12 protein-coding genes are annotated in these 12,822 nt (G+C 71.8%); 7 read left to right on the plus strand and 5 right to left on the minus strand.

Annotated elements, in window-relative coordinates; translation table 11 throughout:
• Positions 1-79: 79 nt before the first annotated feature.
• Positions 80-736 carry a GntR family transcriptional regulator gene (locus ABT004_RS00005; protein ID WP_351330188.1) on the minus strand — a complete coding sequence of 219 codons (657 nt, stop codon included), beginning with the start codon at positions 734-736 and terminating at the stop codon, positions 80-82.
• A 57-nt stretch (positions 737-793) separates the two neighbouring features.
• Positions 794-1,999, minus strand: coding sequence for a CaiB/BaiF CoA transferase family protein (locus ABT004_RS00010; RefSeq protein ID WP_351330190.1), 1,206 nt, complete (start codon positions 1,997-1,999; stop codon positions 794-796).
• A gap of 131 nt (positions 2,000-2,130) precedes the next feature.
• On the opposite strand from ABT004_RS00010, the gene ABT004_RS00015 reads away from it, so the two are divergent.
• A complete protein-coding gene (locus ABT004_RS00015) occupies positions 2,131-3,306 on the plus strand; it encodes an acyl-CoA dehydrogenase family protein (RefSeq protein WP_351330192.1) in 1,176 nt (391 codons plus the stop codon).
• A gap of 26 nt (positions 3,307-3,332) precedes the next feature.
• On the opposite strand, the gene ABT004_RS00020 is transcribed toward ABT004_RS00015, so the two are convergent.
• A complete protein-coding gene (locus ABT004_RS00020) occupies positions 3,333-3,788 on the minus strand; it encodes a GNAT family N-acetyltransferase (protein ID WP_351330633.1) in 456 nt (151 codons plus the stop codon).
• A gap of 188 nt (positions 3,789-3,976) precedes the next feature.
• Between ABT004_RS00020 and ABT004_RS00025 the strand changes: the two genes are divergently transcribed.
• The 3 genes from ABT004_RS00025 to ABT004_RS00035 all read left to right on the plus strand — a co-directional run bounded on the left by ABT004_RS00025 (position 3,977) and on the right by ABT004_RS00035 (position 7,107).
• Positions 3,977-5,308 (plus strand): MFS transporter, encoded by a 1,332-nt coding sequence (locus ABT004_RS00025; protein ID WP_351330193.1) that lies wholly within the window; start codon positions 3,977-3,979, stop codon positions 5,306-5,308.
• A gap of 52 nt (positions 5,309-5,360) precedes the next feature.
• A complete protein-coding gene (locus ABT004_RS00030) occupies positions 5,361-6,215 on the plus strand; it encodes a PaaX family transcriptional regulator (protein ID WP_351330195.1) in 855 nt (284 codons plus the stop codon).
• A gap of 85 nt (positions 6,216-6,300) precedes the next feature.
• Positions 6,301-7,107 carry an endonuclease/exonuclease/phosphatase family protein gene (locus ABT004_RS00035; RefSeq protein ID WP_451187060.1) on the plus strand — a complete coding sequence of 269 codons (807 nt, stop codon included), beginning with the start codon at positions 6,301-6,303 and terminating at the stop codon, positions 7,105-7,107.
• Positions 7,108-7,120: 13 nt separating this feature from the next.
• On the opposite strand, the gene ABT004_RS00040 is transcribed toward ABT004_RS00035, so the two are convergent.
• The gene (locus tag ABT004_RS00040; protein WP_351330199.1) at positions 7,121-8,923 is read right to left on the minus strand and encodes a flavin-containing monooxygenase; all 1,803 of its coding nucleotides are present in this window, start codon (positions 8,921-8,923) and stop codon (positions 7,121-7,123) included.
• A gap of 181 nt (positions 8,924-9,104) precedes the next feature.
• Between ABT004_RS00040 and ABT004_RS00045 the strand changes: the two genes are divergently transcribed.
• Together ABT004_RS00045 and ABT004_RS00050 are read left to right on the plus strand one after the other, a co-directional pair.
• Entirely contained in the window at positions 9,105-10,160 is a 1,056-nt protein-coding gene (locus ABT004_RS00045) for an SDR family NAD(P)-dependent oxidoreductase (RefSeq protein WP_351330201.1), read from the plus strand.
• A gap of 111 nt (positions 10,161-10,271) precedes the next feature.
• Entirely contained in the window at positions 10,272-11,297 is a 1,026-nt protein-coding gene (locus ABT004_RS00050) for an SMP-30/gluconolactonase/LRE family protein (protein ID WP_351330203.1), read from the plus strand.
• Between the two features lie 40 nt (positions 11,298-11,337).
• Here ABT004_RS00050 and ABT004_RS00055 read toward each other — a convergent pair whose 3' ends face one another.
• Positions 11,338-11,916 carry a TetR family transcriptional regulator gene (locus tag ABT004_RS00055; RefSeq protein WP_351330205.1) on the minus strand — a complete coding sequence of 193 codons (579 nt, stop codon included), beginning with the start codon at positions 11,914-11,916 and terminating at the stop codon, positions 11,338-11,340.
• A gap of 48 nt (positions 11,917-11,964) precedes the next feature.
• On the opposite strand from ABT004_RS00055, the gene ABT004_RS00060 reads away from it, so the two are divergent.
• Positions 11,965-12,786 (plus strand): SDR family oxidoreductase, encoded by an 822-nt coding sequence (locus tag ABT004_RS00060; protein WP_351330207.1) that lies wholly within the window; start codon positions 11,965-11,967, stop codon positions 12,784-12,786.
• Positions 12,787-12,822 lie beyond the last annotated feature (36 nt).

Genomic DNA, 12,822 nt, shown 5'->3' on the forward strand with positions numbered 1-12,822 from the left:
CGCGGCGCGCCGGCGCCCCCCGCCACCCCCCCCCCCCCACTTCCGTACCTACGCGCCCCCCGGCCGTTTGGTCGTGCACTCAGCCGAGCAGCCCCTCCAGCGCGGCCACCGCGTGCTCCCGGTGTCCGTCGAGCAGCACCACGGCGTCCTCCGTGCGGCCCTCGCGCAGCGCGTCGAGGACCGCGCGGTGTTCGGCGAGGACGTGCTCGCGGCTCATCGAGTCCGCGTAGTAGAGGGATCTGTAGGCGTCGGTGGCGTCCCACAGGGTCGCGATGAGGCGCACCAGGCGGTGCATGCCGGACGCCTCGAAGAGGACGAAGTGGAAGCGGCGGTTGGCGGCCGCCATCGCCGCCACGTCTGCCGCGGCGGCCTGCGCCTCCACCTCCTCCTGGGCCTCCTCCAGGGTGTCGAGGAGGGTGCCGCCGGCGCGCATCGCCTCGCGTACGGCCTCGGCCTCCAGGATCTCCCGGATGCGGTACACCTCGCGCAGCTCGGCCAGGGAGAGCTCGGCCACGAAGTAGCCGCGGTGCGCGTGGTGCACGACGAGGGACTGGCCCTCCAGCGTCTTGAGCGCCTCGCGCAGCGGCACCCGGCTCACGCCGAGCTGCTCGGCGAGGGCGTCCTGCCGGATCGGCATGCCCGGCTTGATCTCTCCGCTGGTGATGGCCCGGCGCAGCTCCTCCAGGACGAACTGCTGCGCCGTGGGGGGCCGCCGCCTCGGTACGGGCGTCGTCATGGCGGCTCCTCTTCCTCTCTGCCGGGCGTCGGCAGCACGTGGTGAATGGCGTCCATCCTACGGAGCCGCACTGACATCGCCGACCTCGTCGGCGGCGGAAAGCCCCAGCTCGGCGAGGATCTGCTCGGTGTGCTCACCGAGCCTGGGCGGAGCCGTGACGTACGCGGCCGGGGCGGCGCTCAGCCGGATGGGATGGGCGACCTGCGCGGCGGGTGCCTCGCGGTTCGGGTCGTCGATGTGTACGCGCGGGGCGAGGCCGAGCCGTTCCGCGAAGGCGAACGCCTCACCGAGGTCGTTGATCGGGCCGCAGGGCACTCCGACGGCGGTCAGTGTCTCGAACCACTCGTCGGCGCCGCGCTCGCGAAGCCGCTCGGAGAGCTCCGTCAGGAGTTCCTCCCGGTGGGCCACGCGCGCGGTGTTGCTCGCGAAGCGCGGGTCATCGGCGAGGGCGGGCACCCCCAACTCGGCGCACAGCGCGCCGAATTGCCGATCGTTGCCGACGGCGAGCGCCAGCGGCCGGTCCTTGGCGTCGAGGACCTCGTACGGGGCGATGCTCGGGTGCTTGTTGCCCATCGCGCGGGGCACCACTCCCCCGGCGACATGCGCGGAGGCCTGGTTGGTGAGCGCGGAGAGCAGCGAGGTGAGCAGGGAGACCTCGACCTTCTGCCCCTCGCCGGTGCGCTCGCGGTGGCGCAGCGCCGCCATCACGCCGAGCCCCGCGTGCATCCCCGTGATGACATCGACGAGCGCTACACCGGCCTTGGTGCCCTGGCCGCCCGGCTCCCCCGTGACGCTCATCAGGCCGCCCATGGCCTGCACCAGCAGGTCGTAGCCGGGCAGCGCGGCGCCCTCGGCGGTGCCGAACCCGGTCACCGAGCAGTACACGAGGCCGGGGTTGAGTGCGCTCAGCTCCTCGTAGCCGAGGCCGAGTCTGTCCATCGTGCCGGGCCGGAAGTTCTCCACGAGGACGTCGGCGCGCGCGGCGATGGCGCGGGCGGCCTCGCGGCCCGGCTCCCCGGTCAGGTCGAGGGCGACGGAGCGCTTGTTGCGGTTGACCCCGAGGAAGTAGGTGGCCTCGCCGTCGGCGAACGGCGGCCCCCAGGAGCGGGTCTCGTCGCCGACACCGGGGCGCTCGACCTTGATGACCTCGGCGCCGAGGTCGGCGAGGAGCATCGTGAGGTACGGGGCCGCGAGGACCCGGCCGAAGTCGGCGACGACGAGCCCTGAAAGGGCTCCCTGGGCGAGGGGCCTTGTGACCGGCATACGGCTCTCCTTGTGGAACCTTGGCAAGCGGTGGACGTGCGGCTACGATCCGAGACGTAAATCAAAGTTGGATCCAAAATCCGATATCCGCCACCCTAGCGCCGACCAGCCACGCAGCCAAGGAGTCCGCGATGTCCGCAGCCCCCCTCCACCCCTTCGAACTCGTCGACATCGACGGCATGTTGAGCGACGAGGAGCGCGCCATCCGCGACACCGTGCGCACCATGGGCGAGCGCGAGCTGCGCCCGAAGGTCGCCGAGTGGTTCGAGGCCGGCTCCATCCCGGCCCGCGAGCTCGCCCGCGAACTGGGCGGCCTCGGCGTCCTCGGCATGCACCTGGAGGGGTACGGCTGCGCGGGCACCAGCGCCGTCTCGTACGGCCTCGCGTGCATGGAGCTGGAGGCCGTCGACTCCGGCCTGCGCAGCCTCGTCTCCGTGCAGGGTTCGCTCGCGATGTACGCGATCTGGAAGTACGGCTCCGAGGAGCAGAAGCAGCAGTGGCTGCCCGGCATGGCGGCGGGCGAGAAGATCGGCTGCTTCGGCCTCACCGAGCCCGACGCGGGCTCCGACCCCGGATCGATGCGCACGAACGCCAAGCGCGACGGCAAGGACTGGGTCCTCAACGGCGCCAAGATGTGGATCACGAACGGTTCGGTGGCGGACATCGCCGTCGTCTGGGCCCGCACCGAGGAGGGCGTGCGCGGCTTCCTCGTCCCGGCGGGTACGCCGGGCTTCTCCGCGCCGGAGATCAAGCGCAAGCTGTCCCTGCGCGCCAGCGTCACCAGCGAGCTGGTCCTGGAGGACGTACGCCTGCCCGCCGACGCCATGCTGCCGAACGCGCGCGGCCTCTCCGGCCCGCTCGGCTGCCTCAACGAAGCCCGCTTCGGCATCGTGTTCGGCGCGCTCGGCGCCGCCCGCGACTGCCTGGAGGCGGCGATCTCCTACGCCGGTGACCGCACGGTCTTCGAGCGCCCCCTGGCCTCGTACCAGCTGACGCAGCAGAAGCTCGCCGACATGGCGCTCGAACTCGACAAGGGCATGCTTCTCGCGCTGCGGCTCGGCCGGCTCAAGGACGAGGGCCGAGGCACGCCGGAGCAGATCAGCGTCGGCAAGCTGAACAACGTGCGCGAGGCCATCCAGATCGCCCGCGAGTGCCGCACCATCCTCGGCGCGAACGGCATCACCCTCGAATACCCGGTGATGCGGCACGCCAACAACCTTGAGTCGGTGCTGACCTACGAGGGTACGAGCGAGGTCCACTCCCTGGTCATCGGCAAGACGCTGACGGGGCTTCCGGCCTTCCGCTGAGCACCACCGCCGGCGACTGAACACGATCAGCCGCTGAGCCGCCACGCCACTTCGCCGCCCTGCCACTCGTCCGTGGGCTTCAGCCCGCAGGCGGTGGCGACGGCGGCGGACGCGTGGTGCTCGGGGTGGATGTGGGCGACGAGCGCCCCGACACCCCGCTCCCCGAGCCACCCGACGAGCCCCCGCGCGGCCTCGGTGGCGATCCCGCGCCCCTGCCACGGGGCGCCCACGACCCACGCGATCTCCGCAGCCCCGCCGCCGACGGTCGCCTGCACCGTGCCCACCAGGCGCTCCTCGCCCCGGAGTTGGACCACCCAGTTGAGCCAGGTGACGGCCGGGTCGGGCGAGCCCGCGAGCATCCGCCAGTAGCGCGCCCGCAGTTCCTCGACCGTGTCCGGCACACCGCCGATGAAGGCATGCAGAGCCGGGTCGGAGAGCACCTCCGCCATCTCCTCGGCATGCTCGACGCGCAAGGGCAGCATGGTCAGCCGGTCAGTGGCGAAGCCGCTGGGGCTGGGGCTGGGCGATGAGGGCGTCGAGGTCACGCGCGAGACGGTAACCCACCCAGGGGAATGGCCCTGCGACTCACTCATGTTGTGCACTTTATTGACCGCAGCTACCTTCGCGCATACATTCGCGGGCACCCTTCCCCTGCCCAAGGGAGTCCGCGATGTCCCAACACACCAAACAACTACGGCGGGTTGCCCTGTCCGGTCTGCTCGGGACCGCCGTCGAGTTCTACGACTTCCTCGTCTACGGGACCGTCGCCGCGGTCGCCTTCGGTGAGCTGTTCTTCCCCGGCGCCGACCCGGCCGTCGGCACCATCGCCGCGTTCGGCACCTTCGCCGCCGGGTACGTGGCCCGCCCGCTCGGCGGGATCGTGTTCGGGCACTTCGGGGACCGTCTCGGCCGGAAGTCGATGCTGCTGCTCACGATGGGCCTGATGGGCGGCGCCAGTTTCGTCATCGGGCTGCTGCCCACGTACGACACCATCGGCGTGTGGGCGCCGCTGCTGCTGATCACGCTACGCGTGGTGCAGGGCATCGCCATCGGCGGCGAGTGGGGCGGCGCCACACTGATGGTGGTCGAGCACGCGGGGGCGCGGCGGCGCGGACTGTGGTCCAGTTTCACGCAACTGGGAGCGCCACTCGGGTCGTTGATCTCCGCGACCGTCGTCGGGCTCGTGGTGACGCTGCCCAAGGACGAGTTCCTGTCGTGGGGTTGGCGGGTGCCGTTCCTGTTGAGCGTGGTGCTGCTCGGCGTCGGCCTCTTCGTACGGCTGAAGGTCGTCGAGAGTCCGCTGTTTGCCGAGGTGAAGGAGGAACGCGCCACCGCGCGGCTGCCCATTGTCGATGTGCTGCGCCGCCCGCGCCCCGTCCTGCTCGCCTGCTGCGTCGGCATCGGCGCCTTCACCGCGCAGTCCCTGCTGACCAGTTACCTCATCTCGTACGCGACCGATATCGGCTACGCCCGGCCGCAGGCGCTGACCGCGCTCACGGTCTCCTCGTCGGTCGCGCTCGTCGTGCTGCCGTGCGCCTCGATCCTGTCCGACCGCGTCGGCCGCCGCCCGGTGGTCCTCGCCGGCGCCCTGCTCTCCGCGGCGCTCGCCTTCCCCGTACTGGCGCTGGTCGACTCCAAGTCGCCGGGTCTGCTGATCCTCGCCGTGGTGCTGGGCCACGGCCTCTCCCAGTCGATCATGTACGGCCCGCTGGGCGCCCTGTTCAGCGAGATGTTCGGCACGCGCGTGCGCTACACCGGTGCCTCGCTCGGATACCAGGGCGCCACTCTGATCGGCGCGGGCTTCTCCCCCGTGATCGCCGGGACCCTGGTCGCGGGGAGCGGCAACGGCACCCCCATCGCCCTGCTGGTCTGCGGCGGTTCCCTGATCACCGCGGTGACCGTCTGCTTCGTGCGCGAGACCGGCAAGGGCGCTCTCTCCCATGCCGTCCAACATCCTTCCGCCACCGTCACTGCCGCCGCGCTGCCCGCCGATGGCCGTTGAGCCGGTACGGCCGCCCGCCGCATTGTCGGTGGGCGGCCGTACGCTTTCCACCGTGGCGTACGACAATGACGACGTGACCAGCCTGATCAGTGACGCGGCGGACGGCCCGCAGCCGCGCCCGCAGTCGCTCCTGCTCGCCTTCTTCGGCAACCACGTGCTGGAGGAGGGGGACCTGTACGTGTACTCGGGCAGCATCATCGAGGTGCTCGGCCGCGTCGGCGTCGGCGAGCAGGCTGTGCGGTCCACGCTGACCCGGATGGTCAACCGGGGCCTGCTGCGCCGCAGACGCGAGGGCCGGCGCATGCACTTCGGCCTGACGGCGCAGGCCGAGCGCGTACTGGTGGACGGCGGCACGCGCATCTGGAAGCAGGGCGCCGTCAACGACGAGTGGGACGGCTCCTGGACCCTGCTCGCGTTCTCGCTGCCCGACTCCTGGAAGCGCCAGCGCCACGAGCTGCGCTCCCGCCTCGCCTGGTCCGGATTCGGCGCGCTCTACAGCGGGTTGTGGATCGCGCCCGGGAAGGTCGACGTGTCCACCGAGGTCACGGAGCTGGGGCTCGCCGAGCACGTGAAGATCTTCTACGGGGCCGCGGGGGTGACCACGGACATCGCGCAGATGGTCCGGGACACGTGGGACCTGGAGAGCATCGCGGCCCGCTACCGCGCCTTCGACAGCAGGTGGACCGCGGCAGACGCGGCCCCGGCCGACCCCCTCGGCACCCGGCTCAGACTGGTCAGCGAGTGGCTCGACACCATCCGCACCGATCCCCGGCTCCCCGCCGGGCACCTCCCGCCCGACTGGCCGGCCCACTCCGCCCAGGAGACGTTCCACCGCATCGCCGAGCAGACCCAGTTGCCCGCACAGGAGATGGCGCGCGAACTGTTGGAGACCACGGCCGTGCGGTAGTGGCAGGATCACCAACCCACGACAAAGAGGCGAGGAAGCGGGGGCGCGGGTGTCCGGACGGCGCAGGCGGTGGTGCGTGGTGGCCGTGGCGGCTGTCTGCGCGGTGCTCATCGGCCCGAGCGCGCCCAGCGGCGCGGTGGTCGCGAAGCCGATCCCGCTGCCGCCGGGCGCCGCGCAGAACATCGCGGCGGACCGGGTCATGACGTGGAACATCTGCAATCCCTGCGGCAGCGGCCAGAACCTCGGCAGAGCGGCTGACATCGCGACGTACGCGCCCCAGGTCGTCGGCCTGCAGGAGGCCTGCGTACGCGATGTGGAGGAGATTCGCGCGCATCTGAGGACCTTCTACGGGCTGACCTACCACGTCGAGTACGGCTCGGTGCTGCGCAATTGGGGCCGCTGCGGAGGGCCTCCGTGGCAACCGGGCGGCTACGGCCAGGCGATCCTGTCGGCGGCGCCGATGACCGACCCGGTCACCGTCGAGTATCCGGACGGCGGTTCCGAGGACCGCGGCTATCTGGCCGTCACCGCCACGGTGGCCGGCCGTCCCGTCCGCGTTTTCAACACCCATCTCGCGCAGCGGCAGCAGGAGTCGTTCCGCGAGAAGCAGGTCGCCTTCTTCGCCAAGGCGGTCGCCCGGCACGAACGCACCATCGTGCTGGGCGACTTCAACGCCGTACCGGACGCTCCCGAACTCGCTCCTATGTGGTCACTGGCCAAGGACGCGGACCCCCGGTGCCACCCCGCGGCCGACCCCAACTGTGCGACGACCACGGACTGGTACAGCAAGTTCGACTACATCTTCCTGCGCGGCCTCGACGCGCGAAGCCATGCGGTGCACGCCAGCGAGTACTCGGACCACCACTCGTTCCGCGCCGACCTGAAGCCATAGGGGCCGGGGGCCGTCACCCCTTCTTGCGCAGCACCTCCGTCACGCTCTCCTCCCGCCACCGCCGCAGCAGTTCGTGGAAGGCGACCGCGCCGTGCGGGTAGGAGTTCGGGCCGTTGGGGCGGCCCCGGCCCTCGCGGTTGTAGTAGCCGGGGGTGCACTCGGCGTGGAACCACTCGTGGTCCGGGGAGCCCTCGGCGCAGGTCGCGCGCCAGGCGTCGACGGCCTCGGGGGTCGGCTCCAGGACGGCGTCGGCCTTCTCGGCTGCCGCCACGAGGGCCGCGGCGTGAGCGGCCTGCTCGTCCAGGATGTGGCTGAAGTTGACGCTGGAGGCGTTCTGCATCGGGCCCAACTGAATCAGGTTGGGGAAGCCGGCGCTGGTGAATCCGTGCAGGGTGCGCGGCCCGAATTCGGCCAGCGCGTCGAGGAGTTGGACGCCGTCGCGGCCCGTCACCGGCAGCTTCCCCGACGTGACACCGGAGACGCCGATCGAGAACCCGGTGGCGAAGACCAGGCAGTCGATCTCGTACTCGACGCCGCCGACGACGACGCCGCGTTCCGTCATGCGCTCGATGCCATGGGTGTCCGCGGTGTCAACCAGCGTGACGTTGCGGCGGTTGAAGGCGGGCAGGTACAGGTCGGAGAACGTGGGCCGCTTGCAGGCGTAGCGGTACCAGGGCTTGAGGGCCTCGGCGGTCGCGGGGTCGGTGACCTCGGCGGCGACCCGGTCGCGGATCTGGTTCATCGTGGCGTCGTCGGCGGCCTCGTACGCGGCCTCGAAGTCCGGTTCGCCGTCCCGACGGAAGCTCGGCAGCAGCTTTTCGAGCAGGGCCGCCGACTCGGTCCAGCGGTCCGCGACCAGGTCCCGCTCCGCGTCCTCGCCGGACACGATCCGCAGGAAGTTCTCGCGGCGCTCGTCCGCCCAGCCGGGCCGGTCGGCCCCGACGTCCTGCGAGGTCATCCGGCGCTGCCCGCGCACGTCGACGGCGGAGGGCGTGCGCTGGAAGACGTACAGCTTGCGGGCATCCTCGGCCAGTTTCGGGATGGCCTGGACGCCGGTGGCTCCCGTGCCGACGACGCCGACCCGCTTGTCGGCGAGGCCCGTCATGCCGCCGTCGGGGCCGCCGCCCGTGTAGCCGTAGTCCCAGCGCGAGGTGTGGAAGGTGTGTCCCTTGAAGTCCTCGATGCCGGGGATGCCTGGCAGCTTGGGCTCCGAGAGGGTGCCGGTCGCGGTGACGACGTACGTGGCGCGGAACTCGTCGCCCCTGTCCGTCGTGACCACCCACTGGTGTGCGCCGCCGTCCCAGGCCAGGGCGGTGACGGAGGTGGAGAAGACGGCGTCGTCGTAGAGGGCGAAGCGTTCGGCAATGCGTACCGCGTGCCGCCGGATCTCATCGCCCGGCGCGTACTTCCACTCGGGTACGTAGCCGGTCTCGTCCAGCATCGGCAGGTAGACGTGCGACTCGATGTCGCAGTGGATGCCGGGGTAGCGGTTCCAGTACCAGGTGCCGCCGAAGTCGCCGCCCTGCTCGATCACCCGCACCTTCTCCAGGCCCTGTTGCCGCATCCGCGCGCCGGCCAGGATTCCGCCGAACCCGCCGCCGACGACCGCGACGTCCACGGTGTCGCGCAGCGGCTCGCGCTCGGGGACCTCGCCCGCGTACGGGTCGGCGGCGAAGTAGCCGAACTCGGCGGTGGTGGAGCGGTATTGGGCCGCGCCGTCGGGACGGACACGGCGCTCGCGTTCGACGCGGTAGAGCTCACGGAGCTCCGCCGTCTCCTGCGGGGTGGGGGGCGTGTCGCACTGCGGCAGGGTCATGCGGCGGCTTCCTCTCGTGGGGGGACATGCGGCGCAGGGGGTGCCCTCGCTGGGACTTCCGCACCGTCACGGGTACCGTAACCCAACAACCGGACAACACTGTCCGGTAGGGGTCCGGTGCGGACCGCCGCACGGCGAGCGGCCCCGCCCTGCCCCGGCACCACGATGCGAAAGGCCCGCGATGTCGAACCTCACCCCCGCCTCACCGCTGCGCGACTGGCTCGCCGACCCGGCCGCAGGACAGATCCTGCGCGGCATGCTGGCGTCCCAGGGGCAGAGCGAGGAGGCCCTGGCCCCCGCGCTCGCTCTGCCCCTGGAGCAGCTCGTGAAGATGTCCGGCGGCAAGTTCCCCGCGGAGCTGGTGGATGTGCTGGTCACCGCCGCCGAGACCGGTGAGATCCCCGAGGGCCTGCCCACCGCTCCCCCGGCCGCGCCCGCCACCACCGCCGAGCCGGGCATCGAGATCGGGACCCCCGAGCCGTGGACCGAGCAGATCACCTCCGGCCGCTTCGCCGGGCAGACCGTCGTCGTCACCGGCGCGGCCTCCGGTATCGGCAAGGCGGTCGCCTCGCGGGTCGTGCGTGAGGGCGGGCGAGTGGTCGCCGTCGACGTGTCCGGCGACAAACTGGCCGACCTGGCAAGCGAGTTGGGCGAGTCCGTCGTGCCCGTCACCGCGGACATCACCGAACCCGCGTCCGCCGAGGCAGTCCTGGCCGCGGCGGGCGGCCGGGTGGAGGCGCTCGCGAACGTCGCGGGCGTGATGGACAACGACGCCGCCGTGCACGAGGTCGACGACAAGATCTGGGAGCGGGTGATGCGCATCAACGTGGACGGCCCGATGCTCCTGATGCGTGCCGTCGTGCCGGGCATGCTCGCGGCGGGCCGCGGCCGGATCGTGAACATCGTGTCCGAGGCGGCGCTGCGCGGCTCGGCGGCCGGCGCCGCGTACACGACGTCGAAGCATGCGCTCGTGGGCCTGACGAAGTCCTCCGCGTACCAGTACTCGGGCACGGGTGTGCAGGTCAACGCGGTCGCGCCGGGCGCCGTCGCCACGGGCATCGAGGTCCCGGCGGGTGCGCCCTACGGTTCGGCGCGCGCCGCGAGGATGCGGGTGGCGATCCCCGGGCTCGCGATGGCGGAGGAGCTGGCCGCGTCCATCACGTTCCTGCTCAGCGCGGATGCGGTGAACCTCAACGGGGTGGTGCTGCCGTCGGACGGGGGGTGGTCCGTGGCCTGAGACACGCAGATCAAGCCCCGCCGGCGATTGAGGCGCGGGGTCCGGGGCAGGGCCCCGCGACCTCGACCACGGCGCGGCGCAACCCGGACGACGACAGAGAGGTGCACCCCCATGACCACCAGACTCCCCTTGGCAGCAGCAGCCGCCCTCGGCATCCTCGCCCTCACCGGCTGCGGCACCGAGAAGGCCGGTACCTCGGACGCACGGCCTGCCGCCGCCTCCGGCGCGGAACACACCATCCGTGCCACCCAGGTCTCCCACGCCACCAATCCGCACGAGGCCACCGGCATGACACTGCTGGAGGGCCCGGTGCTCACCAAGAGCGGCGATCTGTACGTCGTCGACGTCACCGCGCCGGCCGGTGAGCCCAAGGTGCTCTCCGTCGACGTGAAGACCGGTGACCACAAAGGCGTCTACACCGACAAGACGGGCGCCTACACCTCCGCGCAGATCAGCCCGCACGACGGCCGCGTGTACCTGACGGAGTACCAGACGGGTGACGTCATCAGCATCGCGCAGGACGGCTCGGACCGGCGGACGTTCTTCTCCGGCAAGGTGGACGGCTCCGCGATGAACCCCGACGACATCGCGTTCGACGACGACGGCAACCTCTACGTCAGCGATCTGCACGGCATGAAGACCGGCGAGGCCGAGGGCCGCATCGTGCGCATCGACCGCGACGGCAAGAAGACCACGGTCCTCGCGGACAAGCTCGCGCACCCCAACGGCGTGATGCTCGACCCCGAGCAGAAGGGCCTGTGGATCAGCGAGCTGGCCAAGGACACCATCTCGTATCTGCTGCTCGACGCCGACAGGACGGCGGTGACCACGCGGCACGAGGCCATCCACGTCGACGGCGGCCTCGCGCAGACCGACTCGATCGCCGTGGACGCCGAGGGCAACCTCTACCAGGCGCTGCACGGCCGCCCCGCCATGGCGGTCTTCAGCAAGTACGGCGAGCGCCTCGGCACGGTGGAGGTTCCCGCGAAGGAGGCCAAGGGCCTGCAGTCGGCGACGAACGTCGCGATCAAGCCGGGCGGCAAGGAGGCCTACATGACGGTCAGCGGCCCCAAGGGCGGCTACGTCTACAAGTTCGACGCGCTGGCCAAGGGAATCCGCCTCTCCAACGGCGGCTGACGCTTGGGTCCGTCGTCCGGCCTGACCCAAACGACAGACCCTAGCTCACCGCGAGTTCGACGGACCGCAGCGGCCCCACCTCGACGCCGAGCAGCCCCCAGGCCGCGAGCGCCAGGCGCTCGCGCTCGGCGAGGGTGGGGCCCGCGACCGCGCCCGAGACCATCGCGATGGCGAGCATCAACTCGTCGGCGGAAAGCCCGCGCCCGGCGGACGCCCACCCGCCGAGCACGCCGCGCACCCGCGCCGCCAGCTGCCGGCCCTGGTCGTCGCCACCGCGTAGGCGCAGCAGGTCGACGAAGGCGGTGGAGCGGGTGATGTGCCACGTGACGACGCCGAGCACGGACTCGAGGGTGGCGTCCGGCTCGGCGGCGGCCGTCTCGATCTGCCGCACGTTCTCGTCGAGCACCGCCGTGGCCAGGGCCACCCGGTCGGCGAAGTGCCGGTACAGACTCCCCTGCCCGACCCCGGCCCGGCGCGCGACGGTCGACAGCGGTGCGTTCAGTCCCTGCTCGGCGAAGACCTCACGGGCGGCGGTGATGAGGGCGGCGCGATTGCGGGCGGCGACCCGCCGGCCTTGGTTGGCCGGGCGGGCCCGGTCGGGCTCGGAGGGGTTCGTCACGTTGGCAGCGTAATGCAGTGCAATGCCCGATCAACGAGGAGGAAGTTCATGTCCAAACCTGTAGTGGTCGTCATCGGTGTCGGCGGCATGGGGAAGGAGATCGCCCGACGTCAGGGCTCCGGAGCGCGGCTCGTCGCGGCGGACTTCGACGGTGAGCTGCTGGCCGCGGCGGTCGACGAGCTGACGGCGGACGGCTACGAGGTCACCCCGGTGCGGGTCGATGTCTCGGACCGGGCGTCGGTCGCGGCGCTCGCCGGGCAGTGCGCGGCGCTCGGCCCCGTCACGCAGGTCGTGAACACCGCGGGCCTGTCCCCGGTGCAGGCGCCGACGGCGGCGGTGCTGGCCGTGGACCTGCTGGGCGTGGCCCTCGTCCTGGAGGAGTTCGGCAGGGTGGTCGCGGCGGGCGGCGCGGGCGTGGTGATCGCGTCCATGGCCGGGCACATGGCGCCGCTGCCGCCCGAGGTCGAGACCGCGCTGCGTTCCACTCCCACCGACGATCTCCTCGACCTGCCGTTCCTGCGGCCCGACGCCCTGTCGGACCCCGGCGCCGCCTACGCCCTTGCCAAGCGCGCCAACCACCTGCGCGTCCAGGCCGCTTCGCTCGCGTGGGGCGCGCGCGGGGCCCGCGTCAACTCCGTCAGCCCCGGGGTCGTCTCGACGCGGATGGGCCGCGCCGAGCTGGCCGGTGAGTCGGGCTCCCACATGCGCGCGATGATCGAGGGCTCGGGCACGGGCCGCGCAGGCACCCCGAACGACATCGCGGAGGCGACAGCGTTCCTCCTCTCCCCGGCCGCCTCCTTCATCACCGGCACCGACCTCCTGGTGGACGGCGGGGCAGTCGCGGCCCGCACCACACACCAAGCGCGGTAGCCGATCCCGCCTTCCCTCGGCGCGCCCCACCCGGCG

Origin of the sequence: Streptomyces sp. NPDC002790, assembly GCF_040295505.1 — a bacterium.
GTDB lineage: Bacteria > Actinomycetota > Actinomycetes > Streptomycetales > Streptomycetaceae > Streptomyces.

Coding starts and splice junctions, on each gene's coding strand:
- ABT004_RS00005 (WP_351330188.1), bottom strand. CDS start 736: ATGACGACGCCCGTACCGAGGCGGCGGCCCCCCACGGCGCAGCAGTTC.
- ABT004_RS00010 (WP_351330190.1), bottom strand. CDS start 1,999: ATGCCGGTCACAAGGCCCCTCGCCCAGGGAGCCCTTTCAGGGCTCGTC.
- ABT004_RS00015 (WP_351330192.1), top strand. CDS start 2,131: ATGTCCGCAGCCCCCCTCCACCCCTTCGAACTCGTCGACATCGACGGC.
- ABT004_RS00020 (WP_351330633.1), bottom strand. CDS start 3,788: ATGCTGCCCTTGCGCGTCGAGCATGCCGAGGAGATGGCGGAGGTGCTC.
- ABT004_RS00025 (WP_351330193.1), top strand. CDS start 3,977: ATGTCCCAACACACCAAACAACTACGGCGGGTTGCCCTGTCCGGTCTG.
- ABT004_RS00040 (WP_351330199.1), bottom strand. CDS start 8,923: ATGACCCTGCCGCAGTGCGACACGCCCCCCACCCCGCAGGAGACGGCG.
- ABT004_RS00045 (WP_351330201.1), top strand. CDS start 9,105: ATGTCGAACCTCACCCCCGCCTCACCGCTGCGCGACTGGCTCGCCGAC.
- ABT004_RS00050 (WP_351330203.1), top strand. CDS start 10,272: ATGACCACCAGACTCCCCTTGGCAGCAGCAGCCGCCCTCGGCATCCTC.
- ABT004_RS00060 (WP_351330207.1), top strand. CDS start 11,965: ATGTCCAAACCTGTAGTGGTCGTCATCGGTGTCGGCGGCATGGGGAAG.